19 protein-coding genes are annotated in these 21135 nt (G+C 37.1%); 7 read left to right on the top strand and 12 right to left on the bottom strand.

Annotated features, from left to right (window positions below; all coding sequences use genetic code 11):
* Positions 1-139: 139 nt before the first annotated feature.
* The 3 genes from WAX74_RS10800 to WAX74_RS10810 all read right to left on the bottom strand — a co-directional run bounded on the left by WAX74_RS10800 (position 140) and on the right by WAX74_RS10810 (position 2823).
* On the bottom strand, positions 140-724 hold the full coding sequence (locus WAX74_RS10800; RefSeq protein ID WP_336497668.1) for a TetR/AcrR family transcriptional regulator: 585 nt from the start codon (positions 722-724) through the stop codon (positions 140-142).
* Positions 725-883: 159 nt separating this feature from the next.
* The gene (locus WAX74_RS10805; protein ID WP_336497669.1) at positions 884-1630 is read right to left on the bottom strand and encodes an SDR family NAD(P)-dependent oxidoreductase; all 747 of its coding nucleotides are present in this window, start codon (positions 1628-1630) and stop codon (positions 884-886) included.
* 371 nt (positions 1631-2001) lie between these two features.
* Positions 2002-2823, bottom strand: coding sequence for an alpha/beta fold hydrolase (locus WAX74_RS10810; protein ID WP_336497670.1), 822 nt, complete (start codon positions 2821-2823; stop codon positions 2002-2004).
* Between the two features lie 344 nt (positions 2824-3167).
* On the opposite strand from WAX74_RS10810, the gene WAX74_RS10815 reads away from it, so the two are divergent.
* Positions 3168-4193 (top strand): tripartite tricarboxylate transporter substrate binding protein, encoded by a 1026-nt coding sequence (locus WAX74_RS10815; RefSeq protein ID WP_336497671.1) that lies wholly within the window; start codon positions 3168-3170, stop codon positions 4191-4193.
* A 113-nt stretch (positions 4194-4306) separates the two neighbouring features.
* A complete protein-coding gene (locus tag WAX74_RS10820; protein WP_336497672.1) occupies positions 4307-5089 on the top strand; it encodes a class I SAM-dependent methyltransferase in 783 nt (260 codons plus the stop codon).
* A 912-nt stretch (positions 5090-6001) separates the two neighbouring features.
* On the opposite strand, the gene WAX74_RS10825 is transcribed toward WAX74_RS10820, so the two are convergent.
* From WAX74_RS10825 to WAX74_RS10860, 8 genes are all read right to left on the bottom strand, one after another.
* Positions 6002-6703, bottom strand: coding sequence for a response regulator (locus WAX74_RS10825; RefSeq protein WP_336497673.1), 702 nt, complete (start codon positions 6701-6703; stop codon positions 6002-6004).
* Between the two features lie 14 nt (positions 6704-6717).
* Positions 6718-8307 carry a sensor histidine kinase gene (locus WAX74_RS10830; protein ID WP_336497674.1) on the bottom strand — a complete coding sequence of 530 codons (1590 nt, stop codon included), beginning with the start codon at positions 8305-8307 and terminating at the stop codon, positions 6718-6720.
* 131 nt (positions 8308-8438) lie between these two features.
* The gene (locus tag WAX74_RS10835) at positions 8439-9965 is read right to left on the bottom strand and encodes a tripartite tricarboxylate transporter permease (protein WP_336497675.1); all 1527 of its coding nucleotides are present in this window, start codon (positions 9963-9965) and stop codon (positions 8439-8441) included.
* A gap of 18 nt (positions 9966-9983) precedes the next feature.
* Positions 9984-10433: a tripartite tricarboxylate transporter TctB family protein gene (locus tag WAX74_RS10840; RefSeq protein ID WP_336497676.1), complete on the bottom strand. Its 450-nt coding sequence runs from the start codon at positions 10431-10433 to the stop codon at positions 9984-9986.
* Positions 10434-10485: 52 nt separating this feature from the next.
* A complete protein-coding gene (locus WAX74_RS10845; protein WP_413788956.1) occupies positions 10486-11520 on the bottom strand; it encodes a tripartite tricarboxylate transporter substrate binding protein in 1035 nt (344 codons plus the stop codon).
* Between the two features lie 139 nt (positions 11521-11659).
* Positions 11660-12352 carry a response regulator gene (locus tag WAX74_RS10850; RefSeq protein ID WP_336497678.1) on the bottom strand — a complete coding sequence of 231 codons (693 nt, stop codon included), beginning with the start codon at positions 12350-12352 and terminating at the stop codon, positions 11660-11662.
* Positions 12336-13946 carry a sensor histidine kinase gene (locus WAX74_RS10855; protein ID WP_336497679.1) on the bottom strand — a complete coding sequence of 537 codons (1611 nt, stop codon included), beginning with the start codon at positions 13944-13946 and terminating at the stop codon, positions 12336-12338. The genes WAX74_RS10850 and WAX74_RS10855 overlap by 17 nt, the downstream gene beginning before the upstream one ends.
* A gap of 1 nt (position 13947) precedes the next feature.
* Positions 13948-14877, bottom strand: a complete 930-nt coding sequence (locus WAX74_RS10860; protein WP_336497680.1) for an AEC family transporter — start codon at positions 14875-14877, stop codon at positions 13948-13950.
* Positions 14878-15071: 194 nt separating this feature from the next.
* On the opposite strand from WAX74_RS10860, the gene WAX74_RS10865 reads away from it, so the two are divergent.
* The 4 genes from WAX74_RS10865 to WAX74_RS10880 all read left to right on the top strand — a co-directional run bounded on the left by WAX74_RS10865 (position 15072) and on the right by WAX74_RS10880 (position 18116).
* Complete coding sequence (locus tag WAX74_RS10865; RefSeq protein WP_336497708.1) at positions 15072-15644, top strand: biotin transporter BioY; 573 nt, start codon at positions 15072-15074, stop codon at positions 15642-15644.
* Positions 15641-16654 carry a biotin synthase BioB gene (bioB, locus tag WAX74_RS10870; RefSeq protein ID WP_336497681.1) on the top strand — a complete coding sequence of 338 codons (1014 nt, stop codon included), beginning with the start codon at positions 15641-15643 and terminating at the stop codon, positions 16652-16654. The genes WAX74_RS10865 and bioB overlap by 4 nt, the downstream gene beginning before the upstream one ends.
* A 318-nt stretch (positions 16655-16972) precedes the next feature.
* Positions 16973-17101 carry a hypothetical protein gene (locus WAX74_RS10875; RefSeq protein ID WP_336497682.1) on the top strand — a complete coding sequence of 43 codons (129 nt, stop codon included), beginning with the start codon at positions 16973-16975 and terminating at the stop codon, positions 17099-17101.
* Between the two features lie 70 nt (positions 17102-17171).
* Positions 17172-18116, top strand: coding sequence for a nucleoside hydrolase (locus WAX74_RS10880; protein WP_336497683.1), 945 nt, complete (start codon positions 17172-17174; stop codon positions 18114-18116).
* Positions 18117-18212: 96 nt separating this feature from the next.
* Here WAX74_RS10880 and WAX74_RS10885 read toward each other — a convergent pair whose 3' ends face one another.
* Complete coding sequence (locus WAX74_RS10885) at positions 18213-20216, bottom strand: ABC1 kinase family protein (protein WP_336497684.1); 2004 nt, start codon at positions 20214-20216, stop codon at positions 18213-18215.
* 192 nt (positions 20217-20408) lie between these two features.
* Here WAX74_RS10885 and WAX74_RS10890 point away from each other — a divergent pair, with 192 nt between their 5' ends.
* On the top strand, positions 20409-21128 hold the full coding sequence (locus tag WAX74_RS10890) for an ABC transporter ATP-binding protein (protein ID WP_336497685.1): 720 nt from the start codon (positions 20409-20411) through the stop codon (positions 21126-21128).
* Positions 21129-21135 lie beyond the last annotated feature (7 nt).

Below are 21135 nucleotides of genomic sequence, written 5' to 3' on the forward strand. Positions count from 1 at the left end.
TGAATAGAGGTGAACGGTCAGAAAATTTTTTATCCGGACAGAAATATTTTTATGCGGTCAGAATTTCGTTTATACGGTCACAATTTTTTCTATCCGGTCATATTTGCATTTGTACGGTCAGAAACTAAAATTACAAAAACTACTTATTTTTACGTACACCATGTGTATAAGAATTAAGAATAACAATCAGTTCTTTGGAAAGTTCCTCAGGTGATTGTATGTATCCGGATTTTATCCACGTTAAAATAATTCCAAAAATACCATGCGTTCGATAAGTCGCAAAGTTTTCTGTATTAGCTTCTGAATTTTGATCACTTAAAAAAGTTATTTCATCTTTAAATAGGTTAAAAATCATGTCGATAACTTTATTTTGGAGATTGGGAATAGTATCATCTTTCAATAACAAATTAAAGAAACTAGAATTTTCAATAATATATTCAAAAAGCCTCAACGAAGAGGGTTTAAGGGAGCCAAACTGTAATAAATTCTTCTCATTATATGGTATGAGTAGTGCTTCTTCCAGTCCAGCAACCATCTCGGTAACTAATACTTCTGTTAACTCTTCCTTACTACTAAAATGAGCATAAAAAGTAGTCCTATTATAATCTGCTTTATTAATTATATCTTTTACTGTCACACTCTTATATCCTTTAACAGTAATTAAAGATATAAATGCTTCTTTTATGAGTCTTCTGCTTCTTCTCACCCTTTTATCTTTTTCCATGTCAGTAATCACTTTACCCCTCATCCTATTCTGGTACTTGATTAAAACTATAATTAATTCGTACAGATACGGCAAGAAAATGAGCGCGAAAAAAAAGTCCTTCAAGGATTTTACTATCCTTGAATAGACTTTGTTTTTTGGTGATTAATATTATATTTATTAATGTGCCAGCATACCGGCGTCAACTAAATGTTCAGCACCTGTAATATAAGAAGATTCATCAGAAGCTAAGAATAAAACTAAATTAGACACTTCTCTTGCTTCAGCTAAACGACCTAATGGAATATCTCTTAATGCATCTCCACCAGACTCATCTGTTGCTTCTACCATCATTGGAGTATTGATAAATCCAGGGTGAACAGAATTGACACGAATATTATTTGCTCCATATTCAATTGCAGTTCCTTTTGTCATACCTCTTACTGCTGCTTTACTTGAAACGTAAGCAATACTTGGGAAACCATAATTCGCTACAATACCAGCAATAGATGAAATATTTACGATCGATCCTATTCCTGCTTCAAGCATAGAGGGGATTACTGTTTTCATACCAAGGAAAATACTATGTTGGTTAATGGAACATACTTTTAAATATTCTTGTTCATCTAATTCTGCAGTTTTTGCTATTGGTCCTAAAACGCCAGCGTTATTTACCAATATAGTTATATCTCCAAATGCAGCTTTCCCTTCTTCTAAAACCTTTTTCCAAGATTCTGCACTAGTTGCATCATGCTTTACAAACAATGCATTTGCTCCTAGTTCTTTCGCAAGGGCTGATCCAGCTTCTTCATTTATATCTGTTAAAATTACTTTTGCTCCTTCTTCAATAAAGACACGAGCGTGGGATTCTCCCATACCTCTTGCTGCACCTGTAATAATTGCTACTTTACTATTTAATCTTCCCATTTTCCTTAATCTCCCATTCTATTATTTTATTTAGAAAAAGGAAAAATAAGCGCTTACATTTCTCTTTGATTTGATTATATGGAACCTAAAAATGCTAAACAATCACTAATATTTTCTGAATTGTATCATTACTCAACACTTTAGAATAATGTGTATGTTTATTATAAATAAGTTGAACGGTCATAAATCCTCCTAAACGGTCGTTTTTTATCCCTTCACTGTTTGCATTATTCCACAATTACGATAGTTGCGTAATGTCTACTTTAATGCTATTGAGATTTCATAAATGCGTTAGCGAAGGTTAAGTAGGATAATTAATAACTTAAAAAAGCTTATCCATTAAACTGATAAGCTTTCTAATATATTCATTATTAGTTTTCAACAGACAAAAACTGTTCTACCAGTTTGTTAAATTTCTTACTATGCTCCCAGAACATTAGGTGACCACCTAGTACTTCAATGGAGGATTTTGGCGAAACCTTTTGCGTGAAGGTAGTCGCTGTATCAGCCCAATGATCTGCAACGATCGTCATTGTTGGTACAGTTTCACTCGCTTCCTTCGCTTCTTCTCGATAATCAGAGAACATTCCTGAAGCAAATAGATTCGCTGCAATATAATATGGTGTTTTTAAAGATTGCCCCACCAGCCAGTTCAACTCATCCTCTGTTACATCACGTTGCACCATAACACTTGTTGTATAAGCCTTGATAAATTCCCGTTGACCTGCCGGATTGCGTAAATAGGTGTTATAGATCGCTCCAATGTCATTGAGAGGACCTTCTACCCAATCTTCCTTATGGTTTGTCGACAACGCCTTTGGTGACATGTCAATGAAAATTAATGATTTTACTTTGTCATAGCCGTTCTGTTTAAGATACTCCCATACAGTTAAGCAACCAAACGACCAGCCTACCAACGTTACGTCCTTTAGTTCTAATAGATCAATTACCCTTGCCAAGTCCGTTCCATGTGTTATATAGTCATTTCCTTCTAGTGTAATAGATGAACGACCATGACTTCTTGGGTCGACACCAATTACTCTATTTGTTTTGGAGAAATGTTCGACTTGATGGGTAAACACTTCAGTTGTAAATGTAAAGCCAGGGATGAAAACAATCGAGTCCCCGCTTCCTACATCTTGAACAAATAATTCTACACCAGGATCTACTTCAACATACCTCTCAGTCATCATCCAACCCCATTATGATATAAGAGCAGACTGAATGAATTCCTGTCCGCTCCTCGTTATATAAACCATATTCGAAAACTCTCTTAAAAATTCCATTCCCCAGAAGCTCTTGAAATCTAATCTATTTACCTACAAAATTAAAAGTTAGAAAATTTCATGTTAGTTTAATCAATTGATTTGTTTCTGACAAAGGAATTTAATTATTTTTCACAAATCTTTTCTGTGAAAAATATGAAAATAATGATAGTTATATGTATTTATAAGATAAACGTTAATAAACTGTTCACATATTTGTAGGAATGCTACAATTCGAAATGAAAGCGCTACCAACTTTGAGGAGGGAAATTGTGAATACAAATTTCAAAAAATTAGGAATATTGTTTGCAGGCAGTATATTATCGCTTAGCCTTGTAGCATGTGGAAGTTCAGAAACGTCTACAAAGAAAAGTGAAGGAAATAACTATCCCGAAAAACCATTAACCATAGTTGCTCCATCGGGTGCAGGCGGTGGTCTTGATACAACTGCCCGATCTTTATCGAAAGCATTAATGGAGACAGGATTAACGAAAGAATCATTGACGGTCGAAAACAAACCCGGGGGCGGTCAAGCTGTCGGACTTGCTGATTTTATAAGTCAGGATTCTACAGACCCTTATCGCTTGTATCTTCCTTCTGTTCCTTTACTCATAAATAACTTGAAAAGAGAAGGAAACAGTCCATATTCTTATAAAGACTTAACACCTTTAGCACAACTTACAAAAGATTATGGTGCCATTGTTGTTCCAATCGATTCTAAATATACAGATTTAAAGTCTCTATTTGATGATTTAAAAAAAGATCCTGGATCACTGGTCTTGGCTGGGGGCTCTGCACCTGGATCTCAGGATCATCTAGTAGCCATGCTTCCTGCTGTAAAAGCGGATGTCGATGTTACTAAAATTAAATTTGTCTCCTATGATGGTGGTGGCGAAGCAATGACTGCTCTAATTGGTGGAAATGCCGATGTTCTTGCTACTGATATTTCTGGTACTGGAGAATTTTTAAAAGCAGGAAAAGTACGTGTACTTGGTGTTTCTTCTCCAGAAAGATTGACAGGGACTTATTCGGAAATACCGACATATAAAGAAGCTGGAATTGATGCAGAATTTACAATTTGGCGTGGCCTTTTCGGACCAAAAGATATGCCGCAATATGCTGTAGACTACTGGAACAAAACATTAACCGAATTAATAAAAACAAAAGAGTGGAATGAAGTTCTTGAAACAAATGGCTGGGAAGATGGCTATAAAAACACAGAAGAATTCAAAACATTCTTAGAAGAACAAGAAGTTTTAGTACAAGAAATACTTGAATCACTAGATATGCAAAAATAACTTTTCTTTTGCATCTACCAAGTAAGTTCATCATTTCATATGGGAAGAAGGTGTACCTCTTCCCTTTTCTAATTGCCAAGCGTAACATCTATTTAAAAAAGGAGATTTTGTAGATGGCCAAACAAGTGGAACCGATCAAAAATAAAGTTCAAGAGGTATTTAGTAAAAACGCGGAAAAATATGTAACAAGTAGCACACATGCAAAAGGATCTGATTTAAGCCTTCTACCTAGTTGGTTGGATCTTCCAACTAATTCAATTGTACTCGATATCGCAACAGGTGGGGGGCATGTGGTTAAAGCGTTAGCACCACATGCATCTCAAGTTTTTGCCACCGATTTAACGTATCAAATGCTTGAGGCAGCAAAGCGCCATTTAGATCAGACAGAGTCAAATATTTCTTATGTAATTGCAGATGCAGAATCCCTACCGTTTTTAGAAAATACGTTTGACGCAGTCACTTGTAGGATTGCACCTCACCATTTCCCTCATCCTGATATATTTGTAAAAGAAGTGGCAAGAGTATTAAAACATGGTGGAAAGTTTTTACTTATTGACAACATTGCGCCTGAGGAAAAGGAATTAGACGAATTCGTTAACCATCTCGAAAAATTACGTGATGAAAGCCATAACCGTAGCTACTCTATAAACGAATGGAAAACATGGTTTGAACAAGCTGATTTAACTTTGTTAAAGGCTGAAGCACGAAAGAAAACTTTTGATTATCCTGATTGGGTAAGACGGACAACGACGTCTGAGGAACAAGTTAAAAAAGTTGACTCGCATCTTCTCCTTGCCAACGACAGTATCAGTAACTATTTTTCAATTCAGACCTCAAACGACAGTATTCAATCGATTACAATTGATGAATGGATGGCGTTAGCAGTAAAAAAATAAAAAAAGCGCAAGCGCCATCTAATTACAAAACCTGTTTTGTATGTTTTCGGGAGGACTTTGGACAGACTTATTGCTATATCATTACCGATTGATAGAAAGGCTGGTCGTGACTGACGTCACGACCAGCCTTTCTTTTCTCGGTAATCTTATGGCGTTTGTCCGTCCATCGCCCTCCTTTAACAGTACGAATAAGGTTAAGGTTTTTTTGGGATAATGAGTGAAAAGATGCTTTCCAACTCATAAAGTAAGCACCCGAAGATGCAATTTCGGGTGCTCTTGCGCTCCTCTATATAGATACTAACTTTTGACCACATACTCTTTTATCAGTAGAAGAAAATTAACAGTAGTGCTCTTCTTAAAGATTCTTGTAAGCTAACAGGTCTATCTCCTCTACCTTACCTAGTATAAAATCCACTGCATTTTCCTACCCTTCAAAGTATCAGTGACTTTATGCACTCAAAAACTATATAAATCTTTATCTTTTAGTTGTCCTTTCTTTTATGATTGATTTGAAAAACATTTACTGGATTGTAGTGGAAGGTGGCGACTCCAGCGGGATTAGTGAGAGACCACTGAAAAACCCTATTGCTGAATTTAGTCATGATAAATATTTGATGTTGCTATACTACAAACTATAGGATTTAGCGCGGCGGCGTGAGACTCCTGTGGGAAAGCGAGACAGACGAGACCCCGCAACGAAGTGAGGAGGCTCGGCGCTCGCCCACGGAAAGCGAACAGAGCCGTGCTAAATCCAATCTGCAGCTATTATCTTCGACATTAGTGAGACAGATGAGACATCACAACGGACGCTTAGCGGCGGTGATGGTTCATCGCTCACCCCGCGGAAAGCGACCACCTGGAACGAAAGATTATATACTTTCTTACCTTTTAAGAAAAGCGCAAGCGTCTATGTTACTTTTTACGATACCTTCGCTCGGGACGACCAATTGTTCCAAACATAACTTCGACTTCTACTTCATTATTGGAAACTAAATACTCCAGATAACGTCTGACAGTAGAGTGACTCGCGCCGAGGTTTTTTGCCAGTTCTTCCGCATTCGTGCTAGCATTCGTTTCCTTTAATTTCTGTGTGATTTTTTTTAAGGTATGCTTATCTATGCCTTTTGGCAAGGCACCTGTTTTAGTTTCACCCAAAATGGGTTCTTCACTTTTCTTCATTCTGAAAAAATTATTCACATCATCTTGTTGTACTGTTACTAAACTAAACAATTTTATCCTCGTTTTTTTATAATGCTCAAGTGTTTCCATGAACTTATCCAGCATGATTGGCTTCATCAAGTAACTGAATGCGCCACCCCTTATAGCTTCTCTTACGGTATAAACATCATTTGCGGCGGTAATCATAATCACGTCAACATTTCTAAACTTTTTTCTAATCTCCCATAATAGATCGGTTCCTTTTATATCTGGAAGAAATACATCTAGTAAAATGAGGTCTGGGGTAAATACATTAAGTAGCTCTAATGCCTGTTTCCCCGAGCTAGTAGTAGCTACAACTTGAAAACCCTCGACTTTTTGAGTAAATCTTTCATAAATTTTTGTTGCTGTCTCATCGTCTTCAATAATCATCACTTGAATCGTTTGTTTTAACATATAACCTCACCCTCTCACTTTTTAGGTATAGAAATGGTAAATCGTGCTCCACCTGAATCACTAGTAGTTATATAAATCTCCCCTTGAAGGAGGTCTATTGTATTTTTTACAATCGCAAGTCCAAGACCGTGATTCTCCCCCTCTTTTGTGGTAAAACCCTCTGTGAAAATCTTCTCCTGCCATTCTTCTGGAACACCTTTCCCATTATCTTCTATATCAAAAATGATGTCGCTTCCAAAGTCGGTAAATGAGACTTTTACATACGCTTTATCACCTTTGGCTTTGCTTGCTGATTCCATTGCATTATCTATTAAATTTCCAAGTACAGTTAATAGTAATTTTGTATTTAATGAAGAGGGAATTTGTTTAAAATTGCTGTTTTTATCAATTTCAAATTCAACCTTTAACTCTTTTGACCTATTAATTTTTCCAAGAAGACAAGCGGCTATATAAGGGTCTTTCACAGAAGCAGATAGGAAAATAACTATATCCTGCCTCTCTCTTACCTCATCAGAAATAAGTTCTCTTACTTCTTCATACTCCCCTAGAGTTATTAGTCCATAGATTGTATTAAGCTTATTTAAGTATTCATGATTTTGAGCACGCATATTGTCAGATATACCCTTTATTGTTGACAGTTCATCTTTTATTTCTTCAATCTCCGATGCAGGCCTAATCGTTAATACAGCCCCGCTTGCCTGTTCATTCAGCAAAATTGGAGCTGCATCTACCATATATAGCTGATGCCCAAATAGAAAATTTTGATTGATTAAGCTTTGTTTTGTTTGAATAATTGAATCAATCATTTTGATTAATCGGATGTTAACAATTTTCCCACCTGTTTCTATTTGATCATCGCTCAGCATTTCTCGCGCTCGCTTATTCATAGAGGTTAATTCATATCGTTTGTTTACTGCAATTGTCGCATCGCGTATGAATTCAATTGTTGCCTCTTTTTCTTTAAATAAAAATGAAATCTCTTCTGGCTCCAGATTGAAAATTAGTTTTTTAACTCTTTTTGCAATAATGACAGCTCCCGTAAAACCACCTAATACAATAAATATTAAAAATCCAAATAATTTGGAACGGTATTCTTTCACTCTTTCCTCTGCTTCAGTGTTTAAAAAACCAACGGAGGAAACACCTATAATATTTTTATCCCTATCATAAATTGGTGTTTTTGCTTTAATAGCTGAGCCTGAAATCCCGGTTCCTTCATATATAATAGAAGCTCCCTCTTCGAACACTTTACGATTACTTGTCCCCATCGTTTCACCAATATTTTTACTCAAATGATGGGAGTATCGAATATTTTCTTTATTTCCAATTACCACGTAGCCGGCCCCAGTTGATTTACGAATCTCCTCTGCGATAGGCTGGATAGTCAGAGAAGGGTTTGGCTCATCGAATGCCTCAATAATTTCTTCTTTTTGAGCAACCATCTTTGCTACAGTCATTGCCTGATTCCCCAACGATTTTTCTGTAATATTTTCTATCATGGAAGAAAAAATAATGCTTACAGAAAACGCCGTCAAAATAACCACAATTGAAATAAACCCGCTTATTTGTGTTAGTAAGCTTGGTTGTTTATATTTTTCCCTCACAAATTTGCCCTGCTTTCCTTTATACCCTCACTTTCTACGCGCCAGGTACTTCTATTTATCGGTATCAACAATTCCGGACACAATAGTTTTAAAAAAAATGCAGACTCTCACAAGCGGAGTCTGCATCCCTATTAACCTTCTTCATTTATAATAACTTTTCTTCCCCTAAGCTTGAGTAATAAAGGAACTAACAACCATGCTGCAGCTATAATAATAAAAACTAGAGACAATGGTTTCGTAAAGAAAATACTAAAATCCCCATTTGAAATCGTTAAAGCACGGCGCATGTTGTTTTCAATCATTGGTCCAAGTACAAGTGCCAGCACTAGAGGAGCTACTGGGTAATCGTTCTTCGAAAGTAGATAACCAAGAACCCCACAGACCAACAATATGAACAAGTCAAAGGTAGTATATTGTACTGCGTAAACACCGAAGAATGAGATAGCAACAATCATCGGTATTAGATATTTTTTCGGTGTCTCAATTATTTTTGCAAAGACGCGTACTAATGGCATATTTAGCAAAAGTAGCATTAAGTTTCCGATGAACATACTTGCAATAAGACCCCAGGCAACTTCTGGATGGTCATCAAATAGAAGTGGACCCGGTTGAATGTTGTACATAATCAGTGCACCCATAAGTATTGCAGTTGTACCTGATCCAGGTATTCCTAACGTTAAAAGTGGAATCATAGCACCACCTGATGCTGCATTATTTGCTGACTCTGGCCCAGCTACCCCAGCGATATGGCCAGTTCCAAATTTCTCAGGAGTTTTACTGAATTTTTTCTCTGCGATGTAAGAGAAGAATGAGGCAAGTGTAGCACCAGCACCCGGTAAAACACCGATAAAGAATCCTAAAATCGAACCACGCGCAATAGGAACAGCACTATCCTTCATATCTTGCTTCGTTGGTAATATTCGATGTATTTTCGCAATTGCTCCTGTCTCTTCATCCCGCTCTAATATTGTTTTAAATACTTCTCCGAGGGCAAATAATCCAACTGCGATTGTTAAAAATTCGAATCCTGAATATAAAATTGGAAGATCATATGTAAAGCGGGCAATTCCAGAAACCCCGTCAATTCCTACTGTTCCTAGCATAAGTCCGAAAACGGTCATCATTAAGGCCTTTGTCATCGATTTTCCAGCTAATCCGCTCACTGCTGCTAATCCTAATAACATCAATGAAAAATATTCTGCTGGTCCAAATTTTACCGCAACATTCGAGAGTGGCTCAGCTAATAGAACAAGTCCTATTAACGAAATAATCCCTGCAAAAAACGACCCAATTGCCGATATAGCCAAAGCTGCTCCAGCTCGACCTTGTTTCGCCATTTGATAACCGTCTAAGGTCGTCACAACAGAAGAGGATTCTCCTGGTGTATTTAATAAAATAGAAGTTGTAGAACCTCCGTACATTGCTCCGTAATATACTCCTGCTAATAATATAATTGAACTTGCTGCAGCTGCTTCAGTCGGCATTCCTGATGTAATCGTCGCTGTTACTGGTATTAAAAGTGCAACCCCACTCATCGGACCAATTCCTGGTAGTACACCTACCGCCGTACCGATTATAACACCGACCAATGCGAATAATATATTATGCCACTGAAAGGCTATTGCAAATCCATCTGCTAGGAAATTTAATGTATCCATTCCTTAACTCCTCCTTCCTTAAAAAAGTGGGAATCCTGGCAATGAACCGCCAAGAAGCTCCGAAAATAAATAATAAACGCCAAACGAAAAGACTGCTGCTATAACTAAGGAAGGAATTGTTTTTCCTCGTTCCATCGTTTGAAAAGCGATTAATAAAAATAGAAAAGTGGATACGACATAGCCAACTTTCTCTAAGAAAAATGCATATAGTACTGCGCTCCCAAAAATGATAATGAACTTCTTATACTGCAATTTCTCTTTCTTTGAATCTTCCGTTTTATATTTAAAAGTTTCATATAAAAGGCGAATACTCAGTGCTACTAAAATAATACCAAGCCACATTGGAAATATTTTCGGTCCTACCGTTGACCCATATGCACTATCTGAAATTCGTTGACTCTCTACAAAAAATAGAATTCCTATTAATAAAAAGGCTATTCCTGCTATTTGATCAAATCTTTTATTCATCGTACATCTCCTTACTATTAGAAAAGGCGGCAACTATGGCCGCCAATTCTTTTTATTTTTGCATGCCAAGTGCTGTTAATAATTCAACAATCACTTTATCTTGATCTTCTAAATAAGTAGTAAAGTCTTCTGCGTTACGGTATTCACTAGCCCAACCATTTTTCGTTAGCTCAGCTTTCCACTCTTCTGTTTCTACCATTTTTCCTAGTTTTTCAGACCAATAGTTTTTAGCGTCCTCTGACATTTCCTTCGGTCCGAAAAGACCACGCCAAATAGTAAATTCTGCATCAATACCAGACTCTTTAAATGTTGGTACGTCAGCTAAATCACCTTCTAAACGCTCAGTAGAGCTAACTGCAAGCACGCGTACATCGCCTGATTTTACATAAGTAGCAATCGTAGATGCATCCGTCGCAATTACGTCCGCATTCCCACCAAGTAGAGCTGCAACAGCTTCTCCACCACCATCATACGATACATACTTAACTGTTTTCGGATCTACTCCAGCTTTAAATGCTGGTAAAACTCCTACTAAATGGTCCATTGATCCAGGTGCTGAACCACCCGCTAGTGTTAATGCCTTTGGATCAGCTTTAATCGCATCTAAAACGTCTTGTAGTGTTTTAAAAGCTGAATCATTTTTTACTACAATAGCACCGTAGTCACGAGTTAGTTGAGCTAATGGTGTTGTATCTTTGTAGCCGTAAGGACTGTTTCCTTCCGCTTTGTTGTTATTAATAAGAATCGGTGGTGATTTTACCATCAACACATAATCGTTCTTTGCTTCTTTCGTTGCAAATTCCGCCATGTAAACTGCTCCGCCGCCACCTGGTTTATTTTCAACTGTGATTGGTTTTTCGATCAATTTTGTATCATTCATCGTTTTAGCAATTGCTCTAGCAGTTAAATCCCATCCACCACCAGCACCCGATGGAGCAACTAGTGTAATATTATTCTTTGGGTAATCAGATGCAGTGCTTTTACTTCCAGTACTACTACTACTGCTTGCACCTTCATCGGATGAACAAGCTGCTAATCCAATTGCTAATGAAGCAACTAAAGCAACAGATGATAATTTATTCCACATTTTCATTTTAAATCCCCCTTAACCCCTTTTTGTTAGCGTTTTCATTCGCTTGTTTCTAATTTATCAAAACATTACGCAAATTCAATGCTTTTGGTGATAAGTTGGATAAAGGCTATTTAGTTCATTTTGTTCATATTGTTCACGACGAATGGATAAAGTATCTTCGCTCTGGTCTACCAACAGTTCCGTATATAAGCTCTGCATAAACAATCTTTTCCGAGACGAGGTATTCTAAATAACGTCTGGCAGTGGATCTGCTCACACCTACTTGTAAACCAAGAGATTCCGCTGTAATCCCTTCCTTGATTGTTTTAATTTGATTTACGATTTTTTCTTTCGTAATTGGATCGATTCCTTTTGGTGGTATAGATTCTAAATGCTGTGTATGCGTCACTTTATTGTTCCAAAGAGACTTGATCAGTTCTTCGTGGACATTGCCTTTGCCAGTGAGAATATTTCTTTTTTCTTTATAAGCTAAAAGACTTTCCTTGAACTTTTCAAATGTTAATGGCTTCAGAATATAATCTGCTACACCACCACGAAATGCTTTTTTTACAATATCCGCCTCTGCTGCAGCAGTGATGAAAATAATATCTGTATCTGGACTATGCTCTTGAATAAAAGCTAACAAGTCAGTACCTAAAACATCTGGTAAATACACATCTAGTAAAACCAAATCTGGCTTATAAGAAATGATCCAATCCTTCGCTTCATCTCCTGTAAACGCAGAACCAATGACCTGGAATTCCTCTAATTTTTCTATAAATCGTCGATGGATATCTGATATTCTTTTGTCATCTTCCACTATTAATATTTCAATTTGGTTTGTCATGTAAATAACCCCCTTTTGGAATCGAAACGATAAACAATGCTCCTCCAAGATCGCCTCTTTCTAAAGCAATAGAACCGCCCAAATCATTCACATTTTCCTTTACCTTCACCAAACCATATCCGCGATTTTCCTCTTTCTTCGTAGAAACTCCTTCCTTCCAAATATCATTTAGTACTCCCTCTTCTATCCCTTTTCCTGAATCTTCTACTTCAATTAAAATTTCTTCTCCATTATCTAATATGAACACTCGGACAATTCGTTCATCTTCTAGTAAACCCTCAACAGCTTCAAAACCATTCGTTACTAAGTTTCCGATAATCGAAACAAAGAGGTGTTTTTGTAAGTGTTTTGGCAGCTTTTCTAAGTAACTGTCTTCATCTAAAACAAACCGCACCTTTAATTCCTTTGCACGATTTAATAAGCCAATAACAATCCCACCAAGGAATGGATCCTGTAAATGTTTCGTCATGAATTGAATTAATGACTGGTGTTCGGCTGTCTCTACATGAATTAAACTCAGTGCTTCCTCATAAGAATTTAGTTGAATAAGGCCTGAAATGGTATATAAAAAGTTGTTATATTCATGTGTCTGTGCACGTAAAGCCTCTGTATATCGCTTCACTTGCGATAGCTCTTCTGCTAACCGATCAATATCGGACTGGAGGCGAAAACTCGAGACGGCTCCCACAATATTGTCTCCCACTCGAATCGGAATACGGTTGACAATCGCTTTCTTCCCTCGAATCTCCATAGGACGGTCAAACTGATTTTCTCCAGACTCCATAACTTGGGGTAGATTAGTATTTGGTATCACTTCCCAAATACTACGACCAACTAGCTCTGTCTGCTCTGGTAACGATAATATTTCGTGTGCTGCTAAGTTGACCATCGTAATCACACCATTTGCATCGACCATAATAATCCCTTCCCGTACTGATTCAATTAATGCATTACGCTCTGTAAATAAACTCGCAATTTCTGAAGGCTCGAGATTAAATATTTCTTTTTTAATATTGCGTGCTAATATGCTAGAACCAACAGTTCCTATTAAAATTGCTATTACAACGATATATGCAATATTATCCACATACTGCATGAAAATCAATGCAATATTATCCTTTAAAAAGCCAACAGAAATAACCCCTATGATTTCTCCACTTTCATCGAAAACAGGTGCTTTCCCTCTTAATGCTGTTCCCAACGAACCAGTAGCTTCTGATATATAAGATTTCCCATAAATTAGTGCTTGCTCATTATCATCTCCGACCATTTTTTGCCCAATTCTTTCCTTCACAGGATGGGCATAGCGGATTCCTTCTTTATTGCCAATAACTACATATTCCGCACCTATCCTCTTCTCGATAGATGTTGCAATCGGCTGAAGAACTTCAGTAGGATTCTCCGATTGAAAACCAGCAATAATATCTTGTCGTTCTGCTGTAGTAATTGCAATGCTAAGTGCTCTCTCCCCTATTTGTCTTTCAATCGCATGCGAAATGATAAAGTAAAAGGATATTCCAATAACTATTGCCACTAACGAAACGAATAAAGCTCCAAATCTAAAAATACGTGCTTGTAATGAATTCTTTTTCATACTACCCCCACAAAACTTTCGACAAATAAATAACAATTGTCACGGTGATGCAACTAACAACCGTTGAAAATAATACAATCTGTGCTGCTAAATTCGGTTCAATATCATATTCCAGTGCAAGTGTAGAGCTATTACGTGAAGTTGGGAATGCACTTGCAATGAATAAGGATTGGGCCACCACACCATCAAAATTCATTAGCATAATCAGTCCAAACGCAAGCATCGGGCCTAATACTAACCTTCCAATTGTGCTTGTTAATATAACCTTATTAAATATTGTTTTAATATCGAGCTGAGCTAACTGTGCTCCTAACGTAATAAGTGCAATGGAAATAAATGCATTTGCCAAGTAATCCAATGGTATTCGTAAAGACATTGGAATACCAATATTCCAAATGTTCATGACTGCTCCAATGATTAAAGCATGTACTAGGGGCAGACGTAGTAAGTCACGTATAATATCTAACCCTGACTTCGTGGAAGAAATTAAATTATATAAACCGTATGTATAGGTAATAATATTTTGGAAAATCACAATAATAATTTGAATTGAAGTACCAAGAGGATTGGCAGCGAATAACATCTGACTGACCGGAATCCCATAGTTCCCAGAATTGATGAGTACAATACTATTTTTATAAATAGCCGCTTGATTCCTATTTAATTTTAGTAGTTTGCTAACAACTGTCCCCAAAATCATTAAACAAATACTGAAAATCAGTAGGTACAAAACAATTTCACCCATTACAGAGGCATTTACTTTTGTTTCATAAATATTAACAAAGACTGCTGCTGGCATTAAACAGTACGTGATTAAATTCGATAAAGCCTTTAAATTAAACTGAAACTTTAGCTGTAGAGCTGCTCCTATCCCCAACATGATCAGAATAGGTGCAACAACTTGAAAAAACACCATCCCTAAATAAACCATCCCAATTGCCCCATTTCAACAAGCATTTTCTTATTTCAGAATATTATCTCACTTTTCTTAATGTACTACTAGACATCATTTGTGTTAACCAAAAATAAAAATAGGTTTACACATTTATTTAAAGTTCATATAATTAAAGATATAAAAGAAAAGAGAGGTGTGGAGTTGAAGTGGTTAAATCACGTTTACATGGGATGATTTTGGCATCATTATTTGCCGCGTTAATGGGAATTGGAGCGAATATTACATCCATTCTTCCATTTTTTATTATCGCCGGAGTCCCCATTACTTTTCAGCCGGTCGTAAGTTTGCTAGCCGGTGCCTTGCTTGGTAAAAAATATGGACCTCTATCCATGATCATTTATTTATTCATAGGGTTGGCAGGTATTCCCGTATTTGCTCGTTTTAGCGGAGGGATTAGTGCGATTCTAAGTCCAACGTTTGGATTCTTGCTTGCATTTATCCTCGTTGCTTGGGTTACAGGTGTAATGGTAGAAAAAAGTAAATCGTTTCGGATGCTATTAATTTCTTCCTTTGTGGGAACAATCATCATCTATTTAATTGGAACAAACTGGATGTACATAGCCTATAAACTTTGGTTTGCTGCTCCGACAGATTTTGATTACCAAATGGCTTGGACAATTATGCTCGTGCCACTACCAAAGGACTTAGCATTATCGGTGCTTTCTGCAATGATTTCTTATAAAGTGCTTCGAGCTTTTCCAGCGAATACACAAACAAATCTTAAACATGAGGTGATTGGATGAACTGGTATTCACTAGCAGAAGATGTGTTAAACGGTAATAAGCTGACGGATCAGGATTGTCTTGATTTTTTACAGGCAGATAGTAAAGAAACACTCGCTCAACTGGACGCAGCATATAAAATCAGACACCATTATTACGGTAATGATGTTAAATTGAATATGCTCATTAATACGAAGTCAGGGCTTTGTCCCGAAAACTGTCGTTACTGTTCCCAGTCATCTGAATCAAGTGCTCCAATTGAAAAATATAGAATGATGACGAAAGATGAAATTGTAAAAGGCGCAATGCGAGCAGCTGAATTAGGGGCTGGAACTTTTTGTATCGTAGCAAGTGGTCGAGGTCCAAGCAGACATGAGTTAGCAACTGTCAAAGCAGCGGCTAGGGAAATAAAAGAAACTTTGCCACTGAAATTATGTGGTTGCCTTGGAATACTTGCAGATAACCAAGCAGAGGAACTTAAAGAAGCAGGGATTGATCGATACAATCATAATATTAATACATCCGAGGAATTTCATGACAATATCGTTTCTACCCATACATTCGACGACCGAGTAGGCACCGTTGAAAAAGTGAAACAGGCAGGCATCTCCCCTTGTTCTGGTGTCATTATTGGAATGGGTGAATCTTCAGATAATATTATTAGCATGATGCGTTCCCTTCACGAGTTGGATGCAGACTCTGTCCCGATTAATTTCCTACATGCTATAGAAGGAACAGCGTTTGAAAATAAAACACCAATGACACCGATGTGGTGCTTACGTATTGTGGCATTCGCAAGGTTCATGCTACCAACAAAAGAAATACGCATTGCAGGTGGTCGCGAACTAAATTTGCGTTCTCTACAACCAATGGCTATGTACGCGGCAAATTCTATTTTCCTTGGAGACTACTTAACAACCTCTGGCCAAGAAGCCGAGAAAGACATAAAGATGATTGAGGATCTAGGGTTTACAATTGAAAAGGACGCGTTTACAACTAGTGCAGAGCATTTTCAAACGAGTGTACTTTAACTTTTTTTGGTGAACGTCCAGAAATATTTTATACGGTCACATTTTTATTTATCCGGTCAGAAATTTTTCTATACGGTCATATTTTTATTTATCTGGTCAGAAACTTTTCTATACGGTCACATTTTTATTCATCCGGTCAGAAATTTTTCTATCCGGTCACATCTTTATTTATCCGGTCAGAAATTTTTCTATACGGTCATATTTTTGATTATCCGGTCAGAAATTTTTCTATACGGTCATATTTTTATTTATCCGGTCAGAAAACACAAAATGCAGACTCCTAAATAGGGAGTCTGCATTTCAGATTGAATAACATTCATGGCCATCGTACCAAGACCACCTGTTACCGTTTCAGCAATATGTTTATCCTGTGCATATAAATATTTAGTTTCCATTGCTGATAGAAGAGTTGCCCCAGTAAATCTTGCTGGTGGTTTTATTTGTTGAAAAGTACTGTTTTAACTTATACTTAGAGGGGAAAATATGAATAGAAGTTTATTGAATTGGAGTGTCTAGTTTGAAAAAGCCCGTTTACTTAAATCACGATGGTGGGGTTGATGATTTAATCTCACTATTTTTATTATTACAAATGGAAGAAGTGGAATTAATCGGTGTTGGCGTTATTCCGGCTGACTGTTATTTAGAACCAGCACAATATGCGAGTCGAAAAATTATTGACCGTTTTGGACATGGTAAACAAGTTGAGGTTGCTCTTTCAAATTCTCGCCCTGTGAATCCATTCCCTAAGGATTGGCGTATGCACGCTTTTTATGTAGATGCATTACCAGTCTTGAATGAATACGATCTAAAAACTGGTGTTATGGATGAACCCGCGCACATTCATTTAGTAAATAAATTAAATGCCTCCACTGAAAAAGTCACATTACTTTTCGTAGGTCCATTAACAGATTTAGCTCGTGCGCTTGAAATTGCACCAGAAATTGAAGAAAAAATTGATAAGCTTGTTTGGATGGGCGGAACATTCCTTGAAAAAGGAAATGTTGAAGAGCCTGAACATGACGGAACAGCTGAATGGAATGCATTCTGGGATCCGGAAGCTGTTGCAACAGTTTGGAATTCGAATATCAAAATTGATTTAGTAGCTCTAGAAAGTACGAATAAAGTACCTCTTACAAACGACATTCGTAAAATGTGGGCCAGACAACGTGAAAACTTAGGTGTTGATTTCTTAGGACAATGCTATGCAGCGGTACCATCTCTAGTTCATTTTCAAACTAATTCAACTTACTTTTTATGGGATGTGTTAACAACTGCCTCTATTGGTCGTGAAGATTTAGTGGAGAAGAAAACTGTTAACTGTATTTCGATTGCAAGTGGTGCAAGTCAAGGTAAAACTGAACTAAATGAAAGCGGTCGCCCTGTTCATCTCGTATACGATGTAGACCACGATGCATTTTTTGATTACATCACAAAATTAGCAAAAAAATCAGTTCAAAACTAATAAGAAAAACGCAACAAGCGCTTCAGTCCCTCGAGGAGCGCTGGGCACTCTTTTCTTTTAAAAAATGCAGACCCCCTAAGCAGGGAGTCTGCATTTTTAATTATTACTTCGTTTCATATCTCGAATCGCTTGAATCGATAATCGTACGAGTAGTATTGCACATAGAAACAAACCAACATAAGCTGCTGTATTTAAATAAACCGCATACGCTTCATATACGAATTGGGCAATTGCTAAAAGTGCTGCGGAAATAATCCCAAATGTAATTCCAACAAATAATAGGACGAAACGGGAAAACAGTTGAGTGACAAAGTCTGCATTTTTCCTATCAGAGAAAATATCATGATGTAGGATGATCTTGCCGCTTTCCACTCGCTGCACAAGACGGTCTATTCTACTTGGAATTTTACGAAGTGTTGGGATGATCATTGTCAGTTCATCTTCTATAAAATCCTTCGTTGCGCCTGGCTCTTTGAACGGTTTTTTCAATATCGATTCTATATACTTTTTGGTATACTCTTTTCCTTCTACGAAAATATCAAAATCAGGTTTAATAATGCGTAAGGTACCATCTAATGTGATAAGAGAGCGCAGTGCAAGCCCCACTGATGGGTAAAATGTTAATTCATAATCACGAACAACTTCAAATAGCGACTGGATGAGTTGTTCTGTCGGAACGCGGTCCACATAAGAAATTTTCAATAAAATTTGTCCTAACGCTTGTTCAATATCATCTCGTTCTGCATGGTCTACATCTTCAATTAGCAACATTACTCCGTCGTACAGAATACTCGCGTCATTTTGGCGAATTCCTAATAAGAGGAGTTTCATTCCTTCTTGCTGGGGAGCTGCCAATCGTCCGACTGCCCCGAAGTCCAGTAGTATTGGAAGACCCTCTTTTTTATCAATAAAAATATTACCAGGATGGGGATCCGCATGGAATATACCTGAAACGAGCATTTGCTCCATGAAAGAATAAAGTACTGTTCGAGCAAATTCTCTTCTATCAATCTCTAATTCATAAAATAAGGCATCACCAACCGCTACACTTTGACCATGAACAAATTCCGAAACAATGATACATTTGTTACTGAATTCAGTGTAAACACGTGGAATCTTCACTTTATATGGGCTTTCCACAAGTGCATTTGTTATTTGTATCGTGTTGCGTACTTCAATATCAAAGTTTACTTCTTCCCTTAAGCCATTCGCAAACCCTATTGCTAGCTCACGGAATCCTAAACTTTCTGCCCAAGTAGATTTACTACATACCCAATCCGCAAAATCTACTAAAATATTTAAATCGTCCCGCATAATATCTTTCACATCAGGACGCAACAATTTAACAACTACTTCCTCGTTATTTCTTCTCAAAATAGCTTTATGTACCTGTCCAATCGACGCAGCTGCAATTGGCTTCATATCAAAATAGGAAAACACACTTTCTAAACTATAAGGCAGACTTTCTTGCAGAATTTCCTTCACTTGTTCCTCCGTCAAAGGTTTCACATTTTGTTGTAAGGATCCAAGCTCTTCAATAAATGCTTCTGAAAAAAGTTCCTTTCTCGTAGATAACACTTGACCAAACTTGATGAAGATGCCGCCTGACTGCTCTAAAATTTCTCGGAAAGCAATTGCTAACTGACGATCATTTTCTCGATGTCTGGCATATTTTAAGGCTCTCGTAAAACCATTTGTAAGTCCTATTTGTACAACCTGTCGCAATCTTTTCTGCTGACGCCATTGATTACGTAAGCGATTGAGAAAAAACTTTTGACTCGTGTGTCGATTACCTCTTTCATCGAGTTCAAGTGGAGAAAATAGTTCAAAAAACAGATAAAGTAACATCGTGATCAACAGCATACTAGCAATCCAAATAAGTGTGCTTGCATTCGTAACCGCTGTGACCATGCTTTCATTCAAATAATCCGTATAACGTAAATAAGAATACCAATACACAAAAGAGGTTAAGGACACGCTAAGAACAACCGATAATATACGCTTAGTGAACTTTATCTGTGTGCCCATTAACCGTCCACTAACAAAATAAATACAAATTGCTACCACAATCATTTGTATAAATAACTTTGCATAAATCATAGTCCCACATCCTCCTATAAGTAGTTTCTATTAATATGTATGATAAAGTGTTCTGTTCACATTCCAATTCGATATGTCGTGCAAGTCACCTTCCTTTTCATGCCAGTCACTCCCTTTTAAATACCACTCACCCCAAACAAACAGTATTTCCAGCTATTCCAACATAAACTTGGTATACAAGGAGGGATTGCATTGAATATAATTGACGTTCGTAATTTAAAGAAATCTTATGGTCAAAACAATGTTTTGCAAGGCGTGAACTTTCATGCGCAAGCAGGTGACATTATAGGGGTCATCGGAAAAAATGGTGCAGGAAAATCAACTTTTCTTGAGATTCTGATGACAGTTAAACAATATGATGCTGGTAAGGTTGTCGTATTAAATGAAGATATTCATTCTCTTTCTATTACCCAATTGGAGCATATTCGAAAACAAATATCTGTCGTTTTGCAGCCTACTCAATTTTATAAAACGTTAAAAGTAGAAGAATTACTAAAGTTATTTAAGGCGTACTATCAATCAGCTGTTGATATTAAGCAAATAATTGTAGATTTTAAATTAGAGCCGCACCGAAAGAAATACTTTGATAAGCTCTCTGGCGGTTGGAAACAGATTGTTAGTTTAGCAATAGCATTTTTGTCTGAACCAAAGCTACTCATTTTAGACGAACCAACTACAGGACTTGATCCACATATGCGCAATCTCCTTTGGTCGTATATTACCGATTACAACAAACGTACAGGAGGCACTGTCATTTTAACTACACATAATATGGACGAAATCGAATTGTACTGCGATAAAGTGATGCTGATAAACAATGGAATCAGTGAGGTTTTCGACACTACACAAAATATTCTAGCTACAGGCTATCAATCAATTCATGCGTTTTATCTTGCGAGAGTTTCTATTTAAGGGGGAA

Source organism: Psychrobacillus mangrovi, assembly GCF_037104765.1.
Classification (GTDB): domain Bacteria; phylum Bacillota; class Bacilli; order Bacillales_A; family Planococcaceae; genus Psychrobacillus; species Psychrobacillus mangrovi.